This window comes from Actinotignum sp. usb-actsch-213 (assembly GCF_059085665.1).
The window spans coordinates 54,851-79,346 of sequence record NZ_JBHNSQ010000027.1; the positions used below are offsets into that span (position 1 = coordinate 54,851).

At 59.0% G+C, this 24,496-nt stretch carries 23 protein-coding genes and 2 tRNA genes; 17 read left to right on the forward strand and 8 right to left on the reverse strand.

The genetic code is table 11. The features are described 5' to 3' along the window. Window positions 1-10: 10 nt before the first annotated feature. The 7 genes from AC5RK6_RS02250 to rpmH all read right to left on the reverse strand — a co-directional run bounded on the left by AC5RK6_RS02250 (window position 11) and on the right by rpmH (window position 4,462). Window positions 11-952 (reverse strand): ParA family protein, encoded by a 942-nt coding sequence (locus AC5RK6_RS02250; protein WP_320757401.1) that lies wholly within the window; start codon window positions 950-952, stop codon window positions 11-13. Window positions 953-1,148: 196 nt separating this feature from the next. Next, window positions 1,149-1,799, reverse strand: coding sequence for a 16S rRNA (guanine(527)-N(7))-methyltransferase RsmG (gene rsmG / locus AC5RK6_RS02255; RefSeq protein ID WP_320757400.1), 651 nt, complete (start codon window positions 1,797-1,799; stop codon window positions 1,149-1,151). Between the two features lie 21 nt (window positions 1,800-1,820). Next, window positions 1,821-2,321 (reverse strand): Jag family protein, encoded by a 501-nt coding sequence (locus AC5RK6_RS02260; RefSeq protein ID WP_016442050.1) that lies wholly within the window; start codon window positions 2,319-2,321, stop codon window positions 1,821-1,823. A 112-nt stretch (window positions 2,322-2,433) separates the two neighbouring features. After that, on the reverse strand, window positions 2,434-3,561 hold the full coding sequence (gene yidC, locus AC5RK6_RS02265; RefSeq protein WP_320757399.1) for a membrane protein insertase YidC: 1,128 nt from the start codon (window positions 3,559-3,561) through the stop codon (window positions 2,434-2,436). A gap of 11 nt (window positions 3,562-3,572) precedes the next feature. Beyond that, window positions 3,573-3,950 carry a membrane protein insertion efficiency factor YidD gene (yidD, locus tag AC5RK6_RS02270; RefSeq protein WP_493926343.1) on the reverse strand — a complete coding sequence of 126 codons (378 nt, stop codon included), beginning with the start codon at window positions 3,948-3,950 and terminating at the stop codon, window positions 3,573-3,575. After that, entirely contained in the window at window positions 3,947-4,321 is a 375-nt protein-coding gene (gene rnpA, locus AC5RK6_RS02275; protein ID WP_410374591.1) for a ribonuclease P protein component, read from the reverse strand. Before rnpA ends, yidD begins: the two co-directional genes overlap by 4 nt. Further along, entirely contained in the window at window positions 4,322-4,462 is a 141-nt protein-coding gene (gene rpmH / locus AC5RK6_RS02280) for a 50S ribosomal protein L34 (protein WP_039898524.1), read from the reverse strand. 482 nt (window positions 4,463-4,944) lie between these two features. On the opposite strand from rpmH, the gene dnaA reads away from it, so the two are divergent. The 4 genes from dnaA to AC5RK6_RS02300 all read left to right on the forward strand — a co-directional run bounded on the left by dnaA (window position 4,945) and on the right by AC5RK6_RS02300 (window position 10,132). Further along, window positions 4,945-6,588: a chromosomal replication initiator protein DnaA gene (gene dnaA / locus AC5RK6_RS02285; RefSeq protein ID WP_284901293.1), complete on the forward strand. Its 1,644-nt coding sequence runs from the start codon at window positions 4,945-4,947 to the stop codon at window positions 6,586-6,588. A 557-nt stretch (window positions 6,589-7,145) separates the two neighbouring features. After that, window positions 7,146-8,276, forward strand: a complete 1,131-nt coding sequence (dnaN, locus tag AC5RK6_RS02290) for a DNA polymerase III subunit beta (protein ID WP_016442054.1) — start codon at window positions 7,146-7,148, stop codon at window positions 8,274-8,276. 13 nt (window positions 8,277-8,289) lie between these two features. Further along, a complete protein-coding gene (gene recF / locus AC5RK6_RS02295; protein WP_320757398.1) occupies window positions 8,290-9,552 on the forward strand; it encodes a DNA replication/repair protein RecF in 1,263 nt (420 codons plus the stop codon). Next, window positions 9,542-10,132: a DciA family protein gene (locus AC5RK6_RS02300; protein WP_284901286.1), complete on the forward strand. Its 591-nt coding sequence runs from the start codon at window positions 9,542-9,544 to the stop codon at window positions 10,130-10,132. The genes recF and AC5RK6_RS02300 overlap by 11 nt, the downstream gene beginning before the upstream one ends. 19 nt (window positions 10,133-10,151) lie before the next feature. On the opposite strand, the gene AC5RK6_RS02305 is transcribed toward AC5RK6_RS02300, so the two are convergent. Further along, on the reverse strand, window positions 10,152-10,523 hold the full coding sequence (locus tag AC5RK6_RS02305; RefSeq protein WP_231366691.1) for a metallopeptidase family protein: 372 nt from the start codon (window positions 10,521-10,523) through the stop codon (window positions 10,152-10,154). 148 nt (window positions 10,524-10,671) lie between these two features. Here AC5RK6_RS02305 and gyrB point away from each other — a divergent pair, with 148 nt between their 5' ends. From gyrB to AC5RK6_RS02370, 13 genes are all read left to right on the forward strand, one after another. Continuing rightward, window positions 10,672-12,753, forward strand: a complete 2,082-nt coding sequence (gene gyrB, locus AC5RK6_RS02310) for a DNA topoisomerase (ATP-hydrolyzing) subunit B (RefSeq protein ID WP_284901285.1) — start codon at window positions 10,672-10,674, stop codon at window positions 12,751-12,753. A 14-nt stretch (window positions 12,754-12,767) separates the two neighbouring features. Beyond that, window positions 12,768-15,386 (forward strand): DNA gyrase subunit A, encoded by a 2,619-nt coding sequence (gene gyrA, locus AC5RK6_RS02315; protein WP_320757397.1) that lies wholly within the window; start codon window positions 12,768-12,770, stop codon window positions 15,384-15,386. Between the two features lies 1 nt (window position 15,387). Next, on the forward strand, window positions 15,388-16,047 hold the full coding sequence (locus tag AC5RK6_RS02320; RefSeq protein ID WP_435730772.1) for a DUF3566 domain-containing protein: 660 nt from the start codon (window positions 15,388-15,390) through the stop codon (window positions 16,045-16,047). Then, window positions 16,040-16,729, forward strand: coding sequence for a YczE/YyaS/YitT family protein (locus AC5RK6_RS02325; RefSeq protein WP_320757909.1), 690 nt, complete (start codon window positions 16,040-16,042; stop codon window positions 16,727-16,729). Before AC5RK6_RS02320 ends, AC5RK6_RS02325 begins: the two co-directional genes overlap by 8 nt. Before the next feature lie 249 nt (window positions 16,730-16,978). Continuing rightward, window positions 16,979-17,052: transfer RNA gene (locus AC5RK6_RS02330), tRNA-Ile, on the forward strand. 17 nt (window positions 17,053-17,069) lie between these two features. After that, on the forward strand, window positions 17,070-17,195 hold the full coding sequence (locus AC5RK6_RS02335) for a hypothetical protein (RefSeq protein WP_257960159.1): 126 nt from the start codon (window positions 17,070-17,072) through the stop codon (window positions 17,193-17,195). Further along, a tRNA-Ala gene (locus tag AC5RK6_RS02340) sits at window positions 17,195-17,270 on the forward strand. The genes AC5RK6_RS02335 and AC5RK6_RS02340 overlap by 1 nt, the downstream gene beginning before the upstream one ends. Window positions 17,271-17,826: 556 nt before the next feature. After that, on the forward strand, window positions 17,827-19,071 hold the full coding sequence (locus tag AC5RK6_RS02345; protein WP_320757910.1) for an ATP-binding protein: 1,245 nt from the start codon (window positions 17,827-17,829) through the stop codon (window positions 19,069-19,071). A gap of 281 nt (window positions 19,072-19,352) precedes the next feature. Further along, complete coding sequence (locus AC5RK6_RS02350) at window positions 19,353-20,120, forward strand: GntR family transcriptional regulator (RefSeq protein ID WP_320757911.1); 768 nt, start codon at window positions 19,353-19,355, stop codon at window positions 20,118-20,120. A gap of 82 nt (window positions 20,121-20,202) precedes the next feature. Beyond that, entirely contained in the window at window positions 20,203-21,171 is a 969-nt protein-coding gene (locus AC5RK6_RS02355) for a ribokinase (protein ID WP_320757912.1), read from the forward strand. A gap of 23 nt (window positions 21,172-21,194) precedes the next feature. Next, window positions 21,195-21,899 carry a deoxyribose-phosphate aldolase gene (gene deoC, locus AC5RK6_RS02360; RefSeq protein ID WP_320757913.1) on the forward strand — a complete coding sequence of 235 codons (705 nt, stop codon included), beginning with the start codon at window positions 21,195-21,197 and terminating at the stop codon, window positions 21,897-21,899. Window positions 21,900-21,907: 8 nt separating this feature from the next. Then, the gene (locus tag AC5RK6_RS02365) at window positions 21,908-22,882 is read left to right on the forward strand and encodes a nucleoside hydrolase (protein WP_320757914.1); all 975 of its coding nucleotides are present in this window, start codon (window positions 21,908-21,910) and stop codon (window positions 22,880-22,882) included. A 42-nt stretch (window positions 22,883-22,924) separates the two neighbouring features. After that, window positions 22,925-24,379, forward strand: a complete 1,455-nt coding sequence (locus tag AC5RK6_RS02370) for an MFS transporter (protein WP_320757915.1) — start codon at window positions 22,925-22,927, stop codon at window positions 24,377-24,379. Window positions 24,380-24,496 lie beyond the last annotated feature (117 nt).

Below are 24,496 nucleotides of genomic sequence, written 5' to 3' on the forward strand. Positions count from 1 at the left end.
TGGCTCCTAACTATGAGAGAGCTGAAAATTCTTTTGCTGCTGCAAGATACGCAATAGCCGCCCGATTCCGGGGATCATGGGTGAGCACACTCTTCCCGAAAGACGGCGCTTCCGCAGCGGCCACTGATCGAGGAATCTCCGTATGAAGTACCCGATCACCGAAGTGTGAACGCACTTCCTCCGATACATCTTTCGCGAGATTTGTACGGGTATCCACCATCGTCACAATAAAAGCAGAGATATGCAGCTTTTCATTCCGGGACGAGCGCACGTCTTCAACCGTCTGTACCAATTGCGCCACACCCTGCAGGGCATAAAACTCCGCCTGAATCGGGACCAGAACCTCATCAGCAGCCACCAGCGCACTCACCGGCAACAGCGCCATACTCGGCGGGCAATCAATAAAGACGAAGTCAAAAGCTTTGCCCTGCGCTGCGAAACTAGCTACCGTTTCCCGAATTGCGTCCCGCAAAATAGAATAACGCCCCGGCACCTGACCTAATTCAAAATCAACAGCCGCCAAGGTGATGCTCGAGGGTGCCACGTAGAGATTCGGAATATCCTCGAGCTGAATAAGAACATCCTCCAGCCGCGCTTCGCCCTTAAAAACTTCGTAAACGTCAGTGCGTTCTTCCCGTGGGCTAATACCCAAGCCGGTCGAAGCATTCCCCTGCGCATCCGCATCAACCAGCAAGACCCGCATACCATTAAGAGCGAGGGCAGCCGCCATATTCACAGCAGTGGTGGTTTTACCGACACCACCCTTTTGATTCGTCACCGCAACAACGCGAGTGTGCTCCGGCTTCTGGAACTTACTCGCTTTTACCTTCTTGAGGCGCTTAAAATCCTCCCGAAGTTCGCGGGCAATCGGAGTGTCCCGATCCTGTGGTGCAGGCGAAGGTGCCGAACTCGGCGCAGCACGACGTCCAACTTTTTTGCGGGGATCACTCATAAATAACGCCCTCCTTACTTCAGAATATTCTAGCCGGTATTAGGGCGTCTCTGTGCCGCCGTCATCTGCGTCACGTACGTTATCCACAACAACTACATACCACGAACATATGTTCGATACACCCGGCGAAACCGACACGCGTTCCCCTCGTTACTTGGCCACACGCCTAAGTGGTGAAGCGCGCTACCGTAGCTACCTACGACGCCTTTTTAACCACTTCTACTACCCGAGTAGCCTCGTCCGTCCCGAAGGGAACTACCGCATGAACCGCAACGTCCACAGCTCCGTAACGCTGCAATTGCGCTGCGGCGTCGTCAATTTCCTGGGCAGCACGCTCGCCCTTGAGGGCCACCAAACGGCCTCCCGGTTTAACCAGCGGCATCGTCCACGGCAGTAGTTTTTTGAGAGCCGCCACCGCCCGGGCAGTCACGATATCCGCAGTGAAACGGCCTTTGAGCTGTTCAGCACGGGCGGTCCGCACCTTCACGTTCCGCAAACCTAATTCGCTCACCACGTAGCGTAGCCATTCGGTTCGCCGCTCCATAGATTCGATGAGGGTCACGGTGACATCTGGACGCACAATCGCCAGCACAATTCCGGGGAAACCAGCCCCCGAACCCACATCACCCACCGTAGCATTCGCGGGGATGAATTCCTCAATAGCTAGCGAATTGAGAAGGTGCCGGGACCATAAGCGGCCGAGTTCGCGCGGGCCCACCAGCCCGCGTACCTCGCCTTCCTCTTCGAGTAGGCGCGCAAAATGAAGCAAGGTTCCCCATGTCGCCGTGCCGAAATAGTCAGCTCCGGCGGCAGGAGGAACCTCGATCATCGGATGTTCTTCCGCCATATATGCGTATTAATCCTCGCCTTAATCCTCATCCGCGGGCTTGATAACCACGTGACGCCCCGCGCCTACACCCTCGGAATCGGAAACAAGTCCGGCAGCGGCAGCAGCATCGTGCACCACCTTGCGTTCAAAAGGATTCATGGGATCCAGCTCAATCTCATCGCCGGTTTCCTGTACCTCGCGGATGGCTTCCGCAGCGATTTCCTCGATCTTGGCGCGCCGCTCATCGCGGTACCCCGCGATATCCAACATGAGGCGCGAGCGTTCCCCGGTCTTTTCCTGAACCGCGAGACGGGTCAAATCCTGGAGTGCATTAAGAGTGGCACCGTGCCGGCCCACCAGGCGGCGCAGCCGCTCATCAGCTTCCCCCTCGGTGACAATGGCGATTGTGGCACGATCTTCGTCAATCGAGATATCAATATCGCCGTCGAGATCAGCAATATCCAGCAGTTCTTCGAGGTAATCAGCCGCAATATCGCCTTCGCGATCGAGCTTCTTAATATCCTCAGACGTTTCGCTCATTCTTTCTCCTGGTATCCGGGGGATCCCCTTCTGGGGCTGCCAAGATTTTGCGCAACCCGTCCGTTCCTTTTCTTTGACTAAGTTTAGCTTGTTCTACGCCGGTAGCCGGGTGTTATTTCCCGCGGTTTTTCTTATTCTTCTTGGCGCGGGCCCGAGCCCGTTCGGCCTGGCGGCGTTCGTAGCGCTTGCGGGCGCGTTCTTCATCCGTCAAACCATCTTTACCGACGGCAGGCTTATCGTCATCATCCTCATCCTCCGGACGCGGCATATAAGCATCCGGACTCAGCCCGGCCTTCTTCGCGCGTTCTTTGCTCATCGGCTGGTAGCGCTGGCCGCCCTTCTGCTCCTCAGCTTCCAATTCGGCGATTTCCTCATCGGTAAGACCCTTGCGCTTACGCTTTTCCAGAATGCGCTTCTCGCGTTCGATATAAGCCCGCGAACCGGGAGTCGGGTTATGGCGGATGAACCAGCTCTGCTGGCACATATTCCAGAGGTTACCGGCACACCAGTAGATGAGCACACCCACCGGGAAGACCGCACCGGAGAAGACATAAATCAGCGGCATACCGTAGAGCATCATGCGCTGCATGCGCAGGGCCGCGTTATTCGGATCCTTCTGTTCCGGCATATTCTTCGTCATGAGCTGACGCTGCGTCCAGAACATACTGACGATCATGATGACAACAAGAACGACGGCGACAATCCGCACCTGGGTGGCATTAGCAAATTGACCTGCGGTCGAAATAGTGGCGGACATCGGAGCACCAAAGAAGGTGGTTTCTTCGAAATCCTGCGCAACCGACTGCGTAATCGGCCCGATGGGACCACGCTTACCCGTCGCAATGGAGGGGAAGTTAATAAGCACCCGATACAGCGAGAAGAGAATCGGCATCTGCACAAGCATGGGCCAGCACGATGCCATGGGGGAGGCCCCGTGTTTGCGGTAGAGCGCCTGCAGTTCTTCCTGCTGCCGCTGCATGGACACCTGGTCCCGCTTCCCCTTGTACTTCTTCTGCAGCTTCTGGATATCGGGTTGCAGCACCTGCATTGCCCGGGAAGCACGAATCTGCCGGTTATACAGCGGCAAGATGAGCAGACGAACCACAATGGTCAGGCCGATAATGGCGCATACCCAGGCCGGCCCAGCGCCCTGGTTCATACCCAGGAGTACGAGTCCTTCATGGATGCCGTACATCACCCACGAGACCGCCCACATAAACGGAGCGAGAATTGTATCCACTTAGTTTCTCCTCACGCTGCTGGACGACCCTCGTTGGGATTGTCCGTAGCGTTGTTCTTATCGTCTAACGCGTCTTCTTTGGCGTAAAGCTCGAGAAGCTCATCTTGGTCCAATGGTTTCTTTGGCCACTGACCCGGTGGTGGCACTCTATCTACGCCGCCCTTCGTCAATGGGTTGCACCGTAGCAAGCGCCACACGGTTAAAAGTGTACCTTTGCCGGTCCCGTGAATCTGTATGGCTTGTATCGCATAGGCCGAACAGCTCGGTGCATAGCGGCACCGCGGGGGACGCGCGGCTGAGATTGTGCGTTGGTACCAGCGCACCGCTCGTACCAGCATGCTTTCTTTGCGCCGTTCTTCCGCTTCTCCGTTGTCCCGCGCCGGCGTCATGGGGTGCTCACCAGCCGAGAACGGTGCGCGCGTGCCTTGGCGAGCGCTCGGTCCACATCGGCACCGAGTTGCGCACTGCTACTTCCCGCCGCGGCGGGAAAAGCGCGAACGACGACGAGATCGCCGTCGTCAAAAAAACTTAGGCGGGCACGCATGAGATGGCGCAGTTGCCGGTATACCCGATGCCGCACCACGGAATTTCCCACGGCTTTGGATACGACAAAACCGACCCGCACAGGGTGAGGGCCGGTTAGGGTCGATTCCGACTGGGAGCCGAGGATGACTTGGACGCGCCGCGCAGAGCCGCGCGTTCCGGAAAAGGCCGAGTCGAAATCCGCCGAACTCCGCATGCGGTGAACGGCTGGAAGCATTTACTGAGCCGAAATCTTGGCGCGACCCTTGCGACGGCGAGCTGCCAGAACAGCGCGACCCGCGCGGGTCGACATGCGCTTGCGGAAACCGTGTACCTTAGCGCGACGGCGATTATTCGGCTGGAAAGTCCGCTTAACCACGGTGATCCCCTCCACTAGATATTGACGGGCTTATCCACAAGCGGTGGCGGCCCTTCTTGACAAATAACGCGTGGCTGAACCACGCATGGACTAGATGACTTTACGCGAGATCGGGCCGATGAGTCAAAGGTTTTTAGCGCGCGGTGACCGTTATCTCAAGGATGATCACTGTGAGAAAACACGTACCGAAGCAATTTTTTCGACCTATACACATCTGTGGAAAAGATTGAGGATAGGTTTTTAAGGCTCCACAGCGCGCAAGTGACCTGTGAATAACAGGGATGTAATTTCCACAGGTGTGGAGAAGCCTGTGGATAACTTGTTAGCGTGTTGCGCGTCAATTCACCTACGATAGGCAGACAGATAGGGCATGGCCTCACCAGATAGTGTGAAACTTACAGTCGTGATCATCAACGGCGCTCGGATCACCTGGCTGCGAGGCTCGCCCCCTTTTTTCTTAGGAGAGTCCTCAGGAGGATGTCATGGCGGAGATGAACCCCGCGCGCGATGCTTGGCTGGCAGCCTTAGAATTGCTGCGCATGCAGGGTGACCTCTCCGATTCGCAATCCGCTTTTGTGCGCATGGCCCATCCACTCGCCACCGCCGAGGACATTTTCATGATCGTGGTGGGATCCGAGTTCGTGAAGAACTGGATCGAGGAGCACGTTGCCGATCTTATGACCGGGGCGCTATCCAATATTCTTGGCCACAACATTCGCTTGGTTATTTCCATTGATCCAAGCGTCAATGAATCCCCACTCCCGGCTGCGGAACGCCGCGAATCCCGCCCGGTAGAGACCGCTCCGGCTCCGCGCCGCGCGGAAACTCCCACTGCACTATCCCCGGATTCGGAGTGGAATCAGTCCGCTACCTATCGAGATTTCACCCGGGAGGAACCGGGGGGCTACCCGGAGTTTCCCGCCGAGCCGGTGGCCGCTGCTGCGCCGTCGGCCCTGAGTTCCCCGCGAGTAACCGCACCGGTCGAAAAAACTGAACCGACCTCCCTCGCAACTTTGGCAATGGCCTCCGGGGAAGAAAAAATTTACGGGAATTCTGCCGATCCTTCGTTTGCGGCGATGTCCACGGCCGCCGGGCTCAACCCGAAATACACTTTCGATAATTTTGTGATTGGGGATTCGAATCGTTTTCCGACCGCGACCTCGCTAGCGGTTTCCGAAGCACCCGGAACTACCTATAATCCACTTTTCCTCTATTCGGATTCCGGGATGGGGAAAACACATCTTATGCACGCGATCGGGAATTATGCGATTTCGCTCTACCCGAATATTCACGTGCGTTATATCAGCGCCGAAGAATTCACCAATGCTTTTATTAACGCGGTGCGCGACGGCCGGCAAAGCGAATTCAAGGATTCTTTCCGCAAAGTCGATATTTTGCTGATCGACGATATCCAATTCATTGGCGGGCGTGATACCACCGTGGAGGAGTTCTTCCACACCTTCAATGCTCTGACGAATTCCAATAAGCAGATTGTTATTACCTCCGATGTGGCCCCGAATCTACTCAATGGCTTCGAAGAGCGGATGCTTTCGCGTTTTAACTCCGGGGTGGTGGCCAGTATTGACCGCCCGAATCTGGAAACCCGTATCGCTATTCTGGAAAAGAAAGCGCATGTGGACGGTATTAGCGTGCCGCGCGAGGTGCATGAATATATCGCCACGCATATGACCACAAACGTGCGCGAAATGGAAGGCGCACTGCGGCGGGTCACCGCTTTCGCGGATCTGTCCAAGCAGCCGGTTTCGCTCACGCTATCCGAGATGGTTCTCAAGGATCTTATTACCAATCCGGATTCGGTGGATATTAAACCGAGCCTCATCATGGCGCAAACGGCGAATTACTTCTCCATCACCATTGATGATCTCACCAGCGCGGATCGTTCCCGGATTCCGGTGACCGCGCGGCAAATCGCCATGTACCTGTGCCGGGAAATGACGGATCTTTCCCTCCCCAAGATCGGTTCGCTCTTCGGCGGACGCGACCACACCACCGTCATGCACGCCTATCGCAAAATCGATAAGCAGATGGCCGAGCGGCAGACCACCTATAACCAGGTCTCCGAGCTTTCCGTGCGTATTAAGCAGGCCGCCAGCCAGGCGGAGTAACGCTGTAGCTCGCGTTTCGTCCGTGCGGCACGTTTAGTGCGGCACTTTGAATTCGGCACATGTAGTGCGACTAATGTAGTGCGACGACGCAGCTACCTGACGATCTGCGTCACATCATCTTTAATGCCAGCCTGAACCTTGCCCTGTTTCCTCACCCACATTACGTGCATGAAAGCTATCCACAGGTCTTGCGGATAAGCTGTGGACAGGAGCATAAATTTAGCGGATCGGCGAGATCTAGCGGTGGATAGCCACGTGAGGAAAGTGTCTCATCCCCCGAAAGCCCTCATTATCCACAATGCCGTCCACAGGCCCATCCACAAGCAGGATCCGCATGCTCACGCCGTTTCGAACACATTTCCACAGTGTCCACAGCACCTACTACTACCACTACCTATTAACACTCGCACGGACAACAACCGGTCGCCGAGGGCCTGTGCACCCGCCGCGGTAAACTACACCGTTGTAATTACAAAGCCGCTAAATTCTTTTCCTTCCGGGCCCTCCCTCGCGTAAAGTAGCTCTAGAAGTTCTTGTCATTGGGAGGAAGGTTCGCTGTGAAATTGCGGATTGAACACGATGTCTTCGCGGACGCCGTCTCGTGGACGGCACGCACTATCCCCACCCGCCCTTCGCTGCCCATCCTCTCCGGGATCAAAATTGAAGCCAAAGACACCGGTGTCGTTGCACTCTCCTCTTACGATCCTGATATTTCCTCCTACGCTGAAATTACCGGTGATGTAGAAGAAGCCGGAACTATTTTGGTGCACGGGCGTCTCCTGGCTGAATATGCCCGCGCACTCCCCAATAAGCCCATTGACCTCACTGTCGAAGGAACCAAACTTGATCTCCAATGCGGCTCTTCGCGCATGGTCATGACCTCGATGCCGCTGGAAGATTACCCGGCCGCTCCGCCCCTCGACGGGGTATCGGGCGTGGTTGATGGTGCGGCCTGGCAGCATGCGGTAGCCCAGGCTGTCACCGCCGCCTCCACCGATGACACCCTTCCGCTCCTCGTCTCGGTCTGCATTGAAATCAACGGTGAAAATATTGCCCTCATGGCAACTGACCGCTACCGCCTGGCCATCGCTAACCTCACCTGGGAACCGGAAGATCCGCAGATTTCCGCGCGAATCCTGGTACGGGCCAGTCGGCTTTCCGATATTGCGAAGTCCCTCGGCTCGGTTGGTAATGTGCGCATGACCCTGGATACCACCGGACGTACCGGCCTCATTGGTTTCCGGGCTGCGGACCGCCAGAACGTGGCTCGCCTTATCGACGGCGATTACCCGCAGGTTCGGGCTCTCTTCCCGGATACCGTCAATGGCTACGCGGTGATTGATCGCCTCATGTTGCTTGATGCCATTAAGCGTGCGCGGCTCGTCGTCGAAAAAAATAGCGCGGTGCGCCTGAGCTTTAGCGAAGGCAGCGTGGTATTGGACGCCGGTCAAAACGATTCGGCGCAAACCAGTGAAGCACTGCCGGCAACCCTCACCGGAGAAGACATTGCGATGGCTTTCAATCCGGCTTACCTGCAAGATGGCTTGACCGCGGTAGATACACCCTTCGTGCGTCTCTCCTTCACCAGCCCCACGAAACCTGCGGTTATTACCGGCCAACCCGAAGAAACCGGCTCCGATACGGATGAGTTCCGCCTCCTCCTCATGCCGATTCGCACCTATTCCTAAGGCGCGGGTGTGAGTGTACATCTCTGACTTAGCGCTGGCGGATTTTCGTAACTACCGGCGTGAAGTGGCTCGTTTCCGCCCCGGGGTGACTATCCTCGTGGGCGAGAACGGCCAGGGGAAAACCAATCTGGTGGAGGCTATCGCCTACCTCGCCACTCTCACCTCCCATCGAGTTTCTTCCGATAATGCCCTGATCCGCCAGGGTGCGACCGCTGGCGTGGTACAGGCCCGGGTGGTGCGTGGCGAATCACCAACCACCGCGGAAGTGGAAATTTATGCCGGGCGTGCTAACCGAGCCCGCCTCAATCGCGGTAATGTGCGCCCGATAGAAATTCTCGGAACGATCCGCGCGGTGCTCTTCGCACCCGAAGATCTCGCTCTTGTGCGCGGCGAACCTGCGGTACGGCGCGCTTTCCTGGACGACCTTATGGTGCAGCTCCGCCCGCGGCTCGCCTCGGTGAAAAGTGAATATGAACGGGTGATCCGTCAGCGTGCTGCCCTTCTGAAAACTGCGGGAGCCGCGCGCCGCCGCGGAAAAGCAGTGGATCACGCCGCTATTGATGTATGGGATGAACAGCTGGCCACCCTTGCCGCCCAGATCGTGGCTGCCCGCGCTGAATTGGTGGCGCGGCTACGCCCGTATGTCACGGATATGTACAACATTGTGTCCGGTAACCGCGGGCACGCCCGCCTCGATTACGCGGCGAATGCGTGGCGCGGTAGTTTCACTCTTCCCGATGCTGCCGCACTGTTAAACGACGACGCCGCCAGCTGCCAGGCCGTCACCGCCCAAGAAGAGGCGCTGCGGGATGTGGAAACCGCCCGGTCTCTGCTGCGTTCTCAGCTGGATGAACGCCGGGATCAAGAAATTGAGCGCGGCGTGAATTTGGTGGGTCCACACCGCGATGACCTGCGCTTATCTTTAGGAACCCTGCCGGCCAAAGGCTATGCCAGTCACGGGGAAAGCTGGAGTTACGCCCTCGCCTTGCGTCTGGCCTGCTGGAAGTTACTGAGCGAGGATGGCGAACCCATTCTCCTTCTCGACGATGTTTTTGCTGAACTTGATGCCCGGCGCCGGGAGCGCCTGGCTGAGCTGGTGGCGCAGGCTGACCAGGTGATTGTTACCGCCGCGGTGGGCGATGACCTGCCCGAAAGCCTGCGCGGGGATCGCCTCCATATTACGGCGGGCAGCATTACCGGGGAGCTTCGTGACGGTACGTTGACCGAAGAAGTGAACGGTAGCGCGGTAACCGAGGAGGTGCGCGATGGCGCGTGAGGCTGGAGATCTCTTCGCGCTCCACGCCTTGGATGCCGCTCGGGAAGCAGCTTTCCGGCGCGGGGATGTGCGTACCCGCCGCCCCGCCGCGGCACCCCGTTACATTGCGGCGAATAGCACGGGCGCAGCCGGAGAACCCGGCGTGGCGGATCGCATTGGTGATCCGGTGGCTAGCCCCGGCCCGGGTTGGGGTGATGTGGGATCCGGGGCCCGGCCCTCCTGGCGCGACCCGCATCCGGTTGGTGAACTCCTGGCTCGCACGATCCGCGACCGCGGCTGGCAAAGCCACCTCGATATCGCCTCCGTTTCCGCGCGGTGGGACGATATTGTGGGACCGAATGTGGCGCGGCACTGCCGTATTGAGGATTTTTCCGACGACGGCGTTCTCACCCTGCGCGCTTCCTCCACTTCGTGGAAAACCCAGATGCGCGCGCTCCTCGCCACCCTTTCCGGGCGGATTGCCGCTGAAATAGGGGAGGGGATTGTCAAAGACATTGTGATTCTGGGTCCGCATCGGCCCAGCTGGAAGCATGGGCCGCTCTCCGTTCCCGGGCGCGGGCCCCGGGATACTTACGGATAGCCCGGCGCACCGATGCTGGCTATTCCCAGCCCAGGGCATGCAGGGCGTCGTCGTCCAAACCGTAAAAATGCCCAACCTCGTGGATAATAGTGACCCCGATTTCCTCCACTAATTCTTCGCGAGTTTCGCACCAGCGCATAAGCGGGCCGCGGAAAATAAAGATGCGGTCGGGAAGTAAGCCGGCGTCATCCCCGCGCTCGGTGAGCGCTACCCCGTCGTAAAAACCGAGCACCGCGGGTAAGCCGTCCTCGTCGTAATCCTCCGGGCGGAGCATATCCGGCTCGGGTTCTTCTTCCACTAAAAACACCACATTGGGAAGGGAAGCAAGAAAAGCCTCGGGCAGCAGATCGATGGCATCGGCCACCGCCTCTTCGAATTCTTGCTCGGACATCTCCAGCACAGCGGTCCTCCGTCTCAGTTTCATAGCTGCTTATAGGCTAGAATAGACGAGGGACTCTCCAGCGTAGGTACCTACCAGAACGGCGGTTAACGCGGGAGAGGCCCATTTTTGAGAGTTAGCCTGAAGGAGTGTTCCGCGCGTGTCGGAAACAACGAGTCATCCCGAGCCGGAACAGCGCCCGGTTCAGCAGAGCCCTGCGCATCACGTCGGCGAAGTATCCCCCGATCAATCTTATGATGCATCGAATATTACCGTCCTCGAAGGCCTTGAGGCGGTGCGCAAACGCCCCGGTATGTATATCGGCTCTACCGGGGAGCGTGGTTTGCACCACCTGGTCTACGAAGTTGTGGATAATTCCGTTGACGAAGCGCTGGCCGGCTACGCGGATACCATCACGGTGACCCTGCGTGAGGATGGTGGGGTCCGCGTGGAAGATAACGGGCGCGGTATCCCCGTGGATATGCACCCCACCGAAGGGCGTCCCGCGGTGGAAGTGGTCATGACCGTGCTGCACGCCGGCGGTAAATTCGGCCAGGGCGGCTACGCGGTATCCGGTGGCCTCCACGGTGTGGGTGTGTCCGTGGTGAACGCACTATCTACCCGCATGGAAACTATTGTCAAGCGCGATGGTTATGTGTGGCGGATCGCCTATGAAAACGGGGTTCCCACCCGGGAACTGGAACGCGGGGAAGAAACCACCGAAACAGGAACTACCCAGACTTTCTGGGCCAATCCGGATATTTTCGAAACTACGGATTATGATTTCGAAACGCTGCGTAAGCGTTTCCACCAGATGGCTTTCCTCAATAAGAATTTGCGCATTAACCTCATTGATGAGCGCACCTCCGCCACCTCGGAAGGCGATGAAGTCACCGGGGTCGAAGGTGAAACCGCGGCGGAAGTTCCGGCCCGGCGCGAAGTGTCCTATTGCTATTCCGGCGGGTTGCTCGACTACGTCAAGTTCCTCAACTCGATGAAAAAGTCGGAGATCATCAATAACGACATCATCTACTTCGAAGCTGAAGATGATGAGAAACAGATCGAAGTGGAAGTGGCCATGCAGTGGACCTCGGCCTATTCCGAATCGGTCAATACCTTCGCCAATACGATTAACACCACCGAAGGTGGAATGCACGAAGAAGGTTTCCGCTCCGCACTCACCTCGGTGATTAATAAGTACGCGCGCGAACACGGGCTCCTCAAAGATAAGGACCCGAATCTTTCCGGTGATGATGTGCGTGAAGGCCTCACCGCGGTGATCTCCGTAAAACTGGGTAATCCCCAGTTCGAAGGCCAGACCAAAACCAAGCTCGGGAATACCGAAGCGCGCACCTTCGTGCAGCAGCAGATGTACACCCAGCTCAGTGATTGGCTTGATTCACACCCGGCGGATGCCAAAGAAATTATTCGCAAGGGTACCCAGGCTTTTGCCGCCCGCGCGGCCGCCCGCAAAGCCCGGGAAGCGACCCGCCGCAAATCTGTGCTGGAATCCGCCTCGATGCCAGGCAAGCTTAAGGATTGCACCTCGAATAAACCCGAAGAATGCGAAATCTTCATTGTGGAAGGTGATTCCGCCGGTGGTAGCGCCGTGAACGGGCGCGATCCGGAACACCAGGCGATTATGCCCATCCGCGGCAAGATCCTTAACGTGGAAAAGGCCCGCCTGGATCGGGCGCTTTCCTCGGATACTATCCAATCGCTTATCACCGCTTTCGGCACCGGTATCGGTGATGAATTCGATATTGATAAGCTGCGCTATCACAAGATCATTTTCATGGCGGATGCGGATGTGGACGGCTCGCATATTGCAACGCTCCTGCTCACTCTGGTGTACCGCTACATGCGTCCGCTTATCGAAGCTGGGCATGTTTTCCTGGCTATGCCCCCGCTCTACCGCATCAAATGGACGAATGCCCCGCATTCCTACGTGTTCTCGGATCGGGAACGCGATGATGTGCTCGAAGAAGGCAAAGACAAGGGTTGGCGGCTGCCCCGCGAAGAATCGCAGCGTATCCAGCGCTATAAGGGTCTGGGCGAAATGAACGCGGAAGAACTGTGGGATACCACCATGAATCCGGAATTCCGCACCCTCAAGCAGGTCTCCATCGGGGAGGCCGCCGCAACAGACGAAACCTTCAGTGTTCTCATGGGCGAAGATGTGGATTCTCGCCGCGGCTTCATTCAACGTAATGCGCACGACGTGCGCTTCCTCGATATCTAGGATTTGTCATCATTATGAGCGAAAGCGAAACGACGTCCACGTATAATCACGGCGCGATTATGGAGGTGGATCTCCAGCGCGAAATGGAGAGTTCCTACCTCGATTACGCCATGTCCGTTATTGTGGGCCGCGCGCTGCCGGACGTGCGCGATGGCCTCAAGCCCGTGCATCGGCGCGTTATCTACGCGATGTACGACGGCGGATACCGGCCCGATTCCTCCTTCTCCAAGTCAGCGAAAATCGTGGGCGATGTTATGGGGCACTACCACCCGCACGGTGATGCCGCCATTTACGACACCATGGTGCGCCTGGCCCAACCGTGGTCCATGCGCTACCCGCTGGTGTCCGGGCAGGGTAATTTCGGTACGTCCGGTGATCTGGGTGCGGCTGCCCCGCGGTACACGGAAGCGCGGATGGCTCCCCTCGCCTTGGAAATGGTACGGGATATCAAGGAAAATACGGTTGATTTCGAGCCGAATTACGATGGCTCGCTCATGGAACCGACCATCCTCACCTCCCGTTTCCCGAATCTCTTGGTAAACGGCTCCGAAGGTATCGCGGTGGGCATGGCCACCCGCATCCCACCGCATAACCTGCGCGAAGTGAATGACGGCGTGCAGTGGTACCTCGCCCACCCGGATACTTCCCGCGAAGAACTCCTGGGCGAGCTCATGCGCCGCATCAAGGGCCCGGATTTCCCCACCGGGGCAACGATCCTGGGGACTCGCGGTATCGAGGATGCTTACCGGACCGGGCGCGGGTCCATCACCCAGCGTGCGGTGGTGGAAGTGGATGAGATCGGCGGCCGCACCTGCCTGGTCATCACCGATCTGCCCTACCAGGTCAATCCGGATCGCTTGCTGGACAAAATGGTGGAGGGTATTAAGGATGGCCGCCTCCCGGGTATTGCTGATATCCGTGATGAAACTTCGGGGCGGGCCGGCCAGCGTATCGTCGTCGTTCTTAAACGCGACGCGGTACCGAAGGTGGTCCTCAATAATCTCTACAAGCACACGCAACTGCAAAATAATTTCCCGGCGAATATGTTGGCCCTGGTGGACGGGGTGCCGCGTACGCTTTCCCTCGATGGTTTCGTACGGCACTGGGTCGCGCACCAGATGGATGTGATCCGCCGGCGCACCGAATACCGCCTCAACGAAGCCCTCAAGCGCATGCATATCCTCGAGGGTTACCTCAAGGCTCTCGATGCTCTTGACGAAGTTATTGCGCTGATTCGTGCTTCGGCCACCGTGGATGTGGCTCGCACCGGCCTCATGGAGCTCCTCGATATTGATGAGGACCAGGCCAATGCGATTCTGGAAATGCAGCTGCGCCGCCTGGCCGCACTGGAACGCCAGAAGATCCTGGACGAATACGAAGAAAAGCGGGCCCTCGTGGAGGACTACCGCGGTATTTTGGCTTCGGAGGATCGCCAGCGTTCCATTATTTCTGAAGAGCTGCAGGCCATTACCGATAAGTACGGCGATGACCGGCGCACCACCATCCTCCCCTATGACGGGGAGATGAGCGTGGAAGACCTCATCCCCGAAGAAGACGTGGTGGTCACAGTCACGCGCTCGGGTTACGTCAAGCGCACCAAGGTGAGTGAATACCGCGCCCAGCATCGCGGCGGTAAGGGTATTCGCGGGGCTTCGCTGCGCGTAGACGACGTGGTCGATCATTTCGGGATTGCTTCTACCCACGATTGGCATTTGTTCTTCACGAACCTCGGGCGGGTCTACCGTCTCAAGGGTTACGAACTTCCCGAAGGTGGGCGTGACGCTAAGGGCCAGCACGTGGCGAATCTACTGGCCTTCCAGCCCGGCGAAACCATCGCGGCGGTGCGTTCGATTCGCAGTTACGACGACGCGAAGTATCTGGTACTCGCCACAAAGTCCGGGCTGGTGAAGAAGACCCCGCTCCAGGATTACGATTCCCCGCGCTCGGGCGGTTTGATTGCGATTAAGCTGCGCGAGCTGGCGGATGGGAGCAGCGACGAGGTGGTAGCCGCCTCCCTCGTGGATGATGCCGATGACCTGCTGCTCGTCTCCCGCCACGGGATGTCTTTGCGTTTCACGGCGAATGCGGAATCGCTGCGGCCGATGGGCCGGGCGGCTTCCGGGGTGACGGGCATGAAATTCCGCGGGGATGATTCGTTGCTGACCATGGACGTTGTACATGATGATTCCCAGGTTTTCGTGATGACGGAACAGGGCTTTGCCAAGCGGACCAGCGCGGATGAATACCGGGTGCAGGGGCGTGCCGGTATGGGTATTAAGGTGGCGAAGCTGACCGAAGCCCGCGGGGATCTGGTGGGCGCGCTCATGGTGTCCAGCGGTGACGAAGTGCTCGCTATTATGGAATCGGGCAAGGTGATGCGCGCCGCGGTTGATGAAGTGTCGCTCACCGGCCGCAACACCCAGGGCGTTACGTTCGTGCGGCCCGATAAGGGTGACAGAATTATTGCTGTCGCGCGTAATGCTGAGGTGGAGATAGAAGAAGATGAGGTCCCCGCCGCCGGCGAGCAGGCGGCAGCGGAGGAACCGGCTACCGAATCGGAATCGGCGGAACCTACGGCGGCTACGCAACCGGAGGAACCTACGGCACCGGCCGCGGAAACCTGGGAGAACTGAGATGACAGATACACAACACACTCCGGAACATCAGCCCGGCCGCGGGCGTGATGCCGCGGGATTGGAGGCAACCCGGGTGCGTGGCGCCATGCCGATGGCCGCGGAGGGCCACAGCGGTCCGGCCGTTGCTTCCGCACCTGCGCATTCGTCTCCGCGGTACGACGGCGCAGCTGGCGCCCCGCCCCGGGGCGCCAGCGGGTCAGCCGCCGGGGCGGGGCGCCCGGCTGCTACCGGGCAGCGGGCGAGCGCCTACCCGCGGGTATCCGCTCCGGAAGGTGCTGCTCCCGCGAAGCAAACCGTGGGCATCCGCCGGATTCGGATGACTATCGCCAAGGTGGAGCCGATGTCCGCCATGAAAATCGGCTTCCTGCTGTCCGTGGCGATTGGCATCATGATTGTCATCGCGATGATGCTTATCTGGTTCGTGCTGGACGGCATGCACGTGTTCTCCCAAATGTCGGATCTTTTTGACACCCTTGGCAATGAAGAATTGCTGCGGGTGGGTGAATACATGGAATTTGGCCGCTGGATGGCTTTCGCTGTGCTGGTGGGGATTATCCATATTGTGCTTCTGACCGCGCTCTCCGCGATCGCGGCACTTATCTACAATCTTTTCGCTGCTCTGGTGGGAGGACTGCGCCTGACAGTCACCGATGAGTAGGGCGCGCGTCCCGTGGTGGCTGTGGGTTATCCGCTACCTTGTGCTGGCCCTGGGCCTATTCATTATGGGCTTCGGTATCCAGCTGGCTATCGCTTCTGACCTGGGTACCTCCCCCATTTCTTCGCTCCCCTACGTGGTCTCGCGCATCACGCCGATCTCGGTGGGCACCCTGACCGGGTGTATGCACGTGGTGTTCATTGTTATCCAGGTGGCCTTGCTGCGCCGGGAATTTCCGCCGCTGGAATTTCTACAATTACCCATGGCTGTACTTATGGCCACGGGTATCGAAGCGGCTGGCGCGATCCTCGGTCAGATCACGTATTCGAGCTACCCGCAGCAGTGGCTGCTCTGCCTGGGCGGGGTGGCGGTGCTCGCGGTAGGAATCTGCGTGGAGGTGAGCTCCGGGGCGATTGTCAACGCCGGCGAAGGCGTGGTGATCGCAATCTACCGGAAAACAGTGCGCCGCTTCGGCGTGCATCGCTGGACTAATTTCGGCGCCATTAAGGTCTATAACGACGCCGCCCTGGTTGTTCTGGCCAGCGCATTGTCGCTCGCGATGCTCGGGGAGCTCGTGGGCGTGCGAGAAGGCACCCTCGCGGCTGCGGTGCTCACCGGCCCGGCCATCCGCTTGGTGACTCCCTGGATTGGGGTGCCGCTGCGCCGGCTGCTGCGGTTGGCTTAGTTACTGGCCACCAGCCACCCGCCCCTGCTGCGGCTGAGCTAGCCACGTGCCGGCCGGGCGCGCCGGCTTCGCCGGCGCCGGCGTCGTTGTAGAAAATGCGCGTGCGGGTGCGGGAAAACGCGCGAATGGGGGTGTGGGTTCCCGGGTGTGACAACAGTGTTTGAGCACGCCATCGGACCGGTGTGACGCGAACCGCAAGCAAAACGATTTGGAAACAGCGGCTCGCCGGTGTAAACTCATGTGGTCACCGGGCCTATAGCTCAGTTGGTTAGAGCGCAGTCCTGATAAGACTGAGGTCGATGGTTCGAGTCCATCTAGGCCCACGGTTACGAGGAGGCTTATGAAACGGGTTGGTTTCTTCCTCGGCTCACTTGCTGCTGGATGTTGTGCTGTCGCTGCCCTGGTGCACGTGATGGATGAGCATTCTCGTTGGCACCACGTTCCGGATCCCGCGCCGGAATCTTAGGGGCTATGGCGCAATTGGTAGCGCACCTGCTTTGCAAGCAGGGGGTTAGGGGTTCGAGTCCCCTTAGCTCCACCAGGTTTTCCTTTCATGCTTGGCCTTTAGGCCGCCAGCAAAATGTGCGTGGGTGACAGTTTTCAGCGGGTTTTATGTTCCTGATGTACATTTTGCGGCTCGTCAGGTCCGAAATGTACATTCTGTGAAGCCGGAAGACCAAGCCAGAGGCCTATTCGGGATAAACGTAACCCCGGCGATTCAGCCGAGGCTGGTGATCGTTTCGGGGTCTTCGCGAGTAATCCTACGGGAAATTCGAAACGCTTTGGCCCAGCGTATTGGCGTGCGCCTGAATTGACTCAAGTTCCCAAGGTTCGAAGCGGATGTCCACCGTGGATGTGTTCATAACTTACCTCTCCTACAACGTTGTGAAGCAAGTGCTAAGGTCGCTATATCCAAGGATATCTTCAATGGGATCGCCCGCGCTCCACAAACTGACGACTGAAATCCCCACAAACTGACGACTCGATTTCCGATAAACTGACGACTGTATGGTCCATAAACTGACGACTGTATGGTCCATAAACTGACGACTCCGCCCTAAAAGCGCGAAATATCAGGGAAAATGAAAGCGGGCGATATGGCTCAGGAAAGTGTCTCTTACCGGCCCAGGCTGGCCGATAGCGAGCTGGAGGACGCCCTTGCGCGCGCCGGTGGTGTGCTCGTGACCGGGCCTAAGGGTTGCGGGAAAACGGAGACGGCCCGCCGGTATGCCAAGAGTGCGATCCAGGCGGATATCGATCCGCAGCTCGAACAGCAATTAGCGGTGCTCCCGCAGCTTGTCCTCGAGGGCGATACCCCGCGGCTTGTGGACGAATGGCAGGTTTACCCGGTGCTATGGGATCTCGCCCGGCATGAAATTGATCGGCGCCACCGCCCGGGCCAGTTCATTTTTACTGGTTCCACCGCTCCCGGCGAGGGCGCCGCCCGCCATAGCGGTGCGGGGCGGTTCGCGCGCCTCGTGATGGGAACTATGACCTTCGCGGAAACCGGGCACAGTGACAGCGCCGTCTCCCTGCGTGAGCTCGCGCAATTACCGCCCGGAGCTGCGATAACTCCGGCCTCCTCCTCCCTCACCGTTCCGGATATCGCCCAGCGCATCGCGCACGGGGGCTGGCCGGGCAACCTCGAGCTCAGCACGGAACAAGCTCGTGCTAATAATCGTGATTATCTGGAGACTGTCTGCGCCGTCGACATTAGAATTCCGGACAATACATATCGTGACCCGCAGCGCGTCGCGGCTCTCCTCACCTCCCTCGCGCGCGGAACCGCAACGGAAATGTCCGTCAGCGCCCTGGCGCGCGATACCGGCCTGGCGCGCGATTCGGTGCGTGACTACCTCGATTCTTTGCAGCGTATTTTTATTACGACGCCGCAGCCAGCCTGGCGCGCGCATCTTCGCTCCGCAGCGCCGCTCCGAGAAGCGCCCAAGCATCACCTGGCCGATCCGGCGCTTGCCGTCGCCGCATTGCACGCAAGCGAGCGCGAACTCCTGGACGACCTGGAGTTTTTCGGGCAGCTTTTCGAATCCCAGGTTGTGCACGATCTGCGCTACCTGGCTCGTACCGATATTTATCACGGCCGCGGCGCTGACGGGCTGGAAGTGGATGGCATCCTGGACGTTGGTGGGCGTACGGCGCTGGTAGAAGTAAAACTCGGCTCGGTTCCGAGCATTATTGATGGAGCAGCCGCGAATTTACAGCGGTTCGCGCGGCGGTATGTGAAAAGCACCGATCCGCTCCTCGTGGTGGTGACCGGATCGGGCCTCAGTTACACCCGTCCCGATGGCGTGCACGTGGTGGCCTTCGGAAACCTCGGCGCGTGAAGGCGGCGACGGGAATGTACTGCGTTTGTGGTACATACGCGGTACAGCTCGGAAAGAATATACCGTCTCCGGCGCCGCCCGCGCCTCGCGTTCCGAATCCGCTCGCACCCGCGCCTCGCACCCGCGCCTCACGCCCCGGCGCACTCCCGCCCGCCAGCCCACCATCAGGTACTTTCCAGCGCCCTCCCAGGCCGTGCGGTACCCTAGAGATGCCGGGCAAAGCAGCCCGGATCCGAACATAGAGCCGAACATAGACGTCCAGGAAGCGATGGTGAGGAACCATGCACACCGAGTCCCCGGGCCTTGACCGCAATGCCCCCACTCCGATTTTTCGGCAGCTCGCCACCTGGATGCGTGAACAAGTGAGTACCGGTGCGTGGCGGCGCGGTGACCAGCTTCCCATGGAAATCACCCTCGCCGAACAGCTCAATGTGGCCCGGGGGACCCTGCGTAAAGCCGTGGACCAGCTCATCGACGAAGGCCTGCTGGTGCGGGTGCGTGGGCGCGGCACGTTCATCGCCCACGATATTGTGCGCTCGCCGCTCACCTCCTCCCTCACCACCCTCGCCGAAGAACTTGAGCAGCGCGGCATTGACTACACCACCCGGGTGCTCGCCCAGGAAGTCATTCCTGCCCCGCCGCCGATTGCGGCTGCGCTGGGAGTTGATGGCAGCATTTTCCACCTGCGCCGCATGCGCGGCGATGCCGAAGGCTCCATCACGCTCCTTGATAATTGGGTGGTTCTCCCCCCGCTGTGCGCGGAACGTGCCATCCTCGTCAAGCAGGATTACGCGGAAAATTCCCTCTTCGGCACTCTGGAAAATGGTCTCGGCATCGCCCTCTCGCACGGCAGCCGCACCATTTCGGCCACCGGGGCGGATCGCAATCTTGCGCGTATCCTCGGAATTCCGCACGGTTTCCCGCTTATCGATATGAAGCAAGTAACCTACGACGCCTCCGACCGTCCGGTAGAAACTTCGCGGATCTGGATTCGCCCGGATCGCCTGCGGATTCACTCCATCGTGCACCGCACCCCGCTACCGGTCTAAACTTGTCCACTAGCTGTACCTACTTGTATATGCTTGTTCACACTGCTACCCTCGCCTTAACGCACGAGTTCGAGGGGGAGCAATGCGAATACTTGTTGTCGGCGGCTACGGCGTCGGCCTGTCGTTTTTCACCGCGCGCCCGCCCGCGGATGGAGAAACCATTTCCGGGGCGCGCTTCAGCCAGGAACACGGCGGCAAAGCATCGAACCAGGCAGTCGGGGTAGCTCGGCTAGGTATCCCGGTCAGCTTACTCACCGCTGTCGGTTCGGATTGGTACGCGCACGCCGCACGTGAGATGTGGGCGGCCGAGGGTGTGGACGCCTCCGCCGTCGTTACCAAAGAAGGCGTGACTATGGTTGGTGCGATTATTACGGATGCCACCGGAGAAAATCGGATTATTCTAGCCAACGGGGTCTTAGACCAGCTCAGCCCGGCGGATATCGGCGCGCATGCCGCGATTTTCGAGAGTGTGGACACCGTTCTCATCTCCTGCGAAATTCCCGCGGCCAGCGTGGCCCGAGCCATCACCTTTGGGCGCGCGGCCGGAGCGCGCGTCATCCTCAACCCGGCTCCGGTGCCGCGCCTACCCGAACATGTGTTGCGGCAGGTCGATGTCATCACGCCGAACGAAACGGAAGCGGTTGCGCTTTTGCAGATGTTGGGGAACGCCGCCGCCGCTCCTGCGCTCGCTGCCCTCCCACCCCAAGAGAAAGCTGCGCGTATCGCCCGAGCTCTGGAGTGCACCGTGGTGCTCACTCACGGAGCAGCGGGTTGCTATGTGTGCGAAAGCGGGGGCAGGGCGGAGAAAATTTCAGCTGAGAAGCCGCGCGCTGTTGTGGATACCACCGGGGCGGGGGATGCCACGAATGCGGCACTCGCGGCGGCGCTGACCTGCGGGGCCGGACCGGTGGAGGCGGCTCGCTTCGCGAATTGCGCCGGCGCACTTACCGTAGAAAAAGAAGGAGTGCTGCCGGGTATACCCAGCATTGATGATCTTCATACCCGCTTCGGTGCCGAACGCTGCGCCGTCGTACTTCCACGAAACTCATAACAATCCGAACGGAAGGATAAATAATGGAAAAAACTACGCGTATCGCGCCGGAAAATATTACGAACCCGCGCGATTTAGCTCCGTATATCCAACATACCCTCATTAAGACCGGAACCACGCGGGCCGAATCGATCCGCCACGCCGAGCAGGCCATCGAATATGGATTCAACGCGGCTATGGTCGCTGGATCTCAGGTGCCTATTACCGCGAAGGTTTTGGAAGGAACCGGGATTGAAGTGGCATCCGCTCTTGATTTTCCGACTACCGGGGTGATGACTTTGGCCGGGAAAGCCGCGGAAGCCGAAGCTTTGGTGAAGGCCGGCGCTACCCAGATTGATATCGGGGTGCAGATCGGATGGCTTAAAGACGGCGAATATGACAAGTTCCGCGAGGATATTGCCGGCGTCGTCGCCGCGGGTGTGCCCGTTAAGGTGATGCTCGAACTGCCGCTCCTCACCGAGGACGAACGCCGCGCCGCGGTGGAACTTTCCGTGGAAGCTGGTGTGAAGTATCTCAAAAATGCGTCGTCCGGTTCGGTAGAAAAGGCGAGCGTCGCATCCATTAAGTTCTTGAAAAGCCTGGCACCCGCGGGCGTTCTCATCAAGGGATCAGGTGGTATCTCCACCTTTGACCATGCACTATCTTTGATCCGGGCCGGAGCGGCCCTGGTGGGATCGTCGAACTCGGTCGCCATCGTGACCGGGGAAAACGGCCACGAGAGTTACTAGGAGCACTCATGACGAAGGTACCTTTTATCCTCGATACTGATACCGCGCAGGATGATTGCGTGGCGATTCTTTTCGGCCTTCTCGATGAGCGGGCTGATTTGCGGGCCATTACCATGGTGGCCGGAAATGTTGGTTTTGAGCGGCAGATCAAAAATGCGCAGATGACGCTTAATGCTGCTGGTAAGCTCGGCGAAGTTCCCATTCACGTGGGTTGCTCGCAGCCGATGCTACGCGAGTGGGTGTCCGCGGAGGACGTGCACGGTGATGGCACCGGCGGGTTGAGTATTGATTTTACGACGACGCACGTCGAGGATGAGCACGCTGTTGACGCTCTTCTTCGTATTACCGCTGCCCAACCGGGTGAGGTGAGCGTGGTGGCGATCGGGCCGCTGACGAATATCGCGACCGCGGTAGTCAAGGACCGCACTTTTGTAAAGAACGTCAAGAGCCTCTACATTATGGGTGGATCTAATAACGGCCGTGGAAATACGATTTCCGCGGCTGAATTTAATTTCTATGTGGATCCGGAAGCCGCCCAGATTGTTTTTACGGCCGGCTTTGAGGATATTCACGTGGTGACCTGGGATCCCATCACCCTGCGTGATGCCACCATCACCCGTGCGGAATACAATGCGCTGGCCGATAAGGATACGACCCTCGCGAAGTTCTTCAAGAAGGTATGCGATACCACCCTGGACTTCAACGAATCGGTAGGGGTGGATGGCTCCACGCATCCCGATTCCATGACGCTTGCCACGCTCCTACATCCGGAACTTATCCTCAGCGAAAACCGCTACCGGGTGGATATTGAAACCAGTTCGGAGCTTACCCGCGGATATTCGGCCATGGCCTGGGAGAAATTCCCGCTGCCCGCCAACGCGTACGTGGTGGAGGAAGCTGATAAGAAGGCGTTCTTTGCGCGTCTGGATGCCTTGCTCGCACAGCAAACTACCCCGAACCAGCCCTTCGTGGGCCTGGCCTAAGTTCTGCCGGATATCGGTCCATAATGTGTGAAGGAGAATTCCATGGCTGAACTCTCGAGGGAGCTCCCCTCCGAATTTATTGAGGGGACCACGGTGCGCGCCGCCGGGAACCGCGCGATTAACCCGAAGCTGGTGCTCACCGCCCTCATGCTGGTGATCGCGAGTTTCCAGCTCAATGCCACAATGCTGGCACCGGCTATCGGCGATATGGCCAGCGCCCTCAATACTAATGCCGGGGTGATCGGCTGGAGCTCCACGGTGTTCCTCGCGGTAGCCGCGGCGCTCGCGATTTTCTTCCCGCCGCTGGCCGATAAAATCGGGCGGCGCGTAACGCTGCTCATTTCCGTGAGCTTTATGGTGGTGGGAACGGTGCTGGTGCTGGTCACTAGCAGCGTGGCCATGCTCATGGTGGGGCGCTTCCTGCAAGGTTTCTGCGGGGCGACTTTTGCGCTGGGTAACCTCACCCTGCGCGCCATTCTCCACCCGAAGAAATACGGTTTTTATATTGGTTTGGTGGCCGCGATTAATTCCGGGGTGGCCGGGATCGACACCCTGCTGGGCGGAGTAATCGTGGATCATGCCGGCTACAAGGGAATTTTCTGGACCATTTTGGCTCTGGAAGTGCTGGCCCTCATTTGCGTGGTTGCCTGGGTGCCGGAAACCCGTGTTCCGGCGGCCAGCCGTATGGACTGGGGCGGGGCAATGACCCTCACCGGCTCGCTATGGTCGGCAAATATGGCACTCACCTTCGGCTTCGGTTCGCTGGGCTGGGGGAATACCTGGACCATTGCCGCAATCATCGCGGCGGTGGTGCTGGCCGTAGCATTCGTGCTGGTGGAGCGCGGGGTTGCGGACCCGTTGGTCCCGCTGCCCGAGCTGGTCAAACGCCAAACCTGGGGCGTGACCGGGACGGCGTTCTTCACCCTGGCTTCCGCTTTCTCGGTACTGATGTACCTTATCCCGGCGGTATCCCAGGATGTGGAGAACGGTCTGGGTATGGGCGGTACGGAATCGGCGCTGCTCTACCTCACGCCCTTCTCGCTGCTGGGCTGGCTGCTGGCGCCCTTCGTAGGCAAGTACGCCCCGCGGCTGGGCTACCGCGCGATTCTGCGCGCCGGCCTGCTGGGCAGCATCGTGCTCATCACAGGTGTGGTGGTTTTCGGGTTCGAGAACCGCTGGGTGCTCTTCACCCTGGCCTTCCTCATGGGCGCCACCTATACCGCGATGTCCAATACCACGCTTAATGCCATGGGTGTGCTTTATGCCTCGCCTACCCGGCCGGGGGTGCTTCCGGGCCTGACCTCCGCGGCCTTTAACCTGGGTGCGGGCGTGGGTACCGGGGTGATGGCCTCCTTCGTGGCCCGTAACGCGGTAGCCGGCGATATTACCGCCGGGTACTCGCAGGCCGCGATTGTTGGTTTGGTCTGCGCGGTCATCGCTTTCGCAATTTCTCTGGTGTTGCCGGCCCAGGAAACGACCGGAGGTGAGAAGATCTAGGCTGGCTGGTGATAGCGGGGTCGCGGGTTTTCTGCCGTGCAGCATGCATGCGGCATTGAACCCGCGGCCCCGCTTTTCTCGGTAGGGTGGAGGAGTTGACACCGCACGCAAAAGATC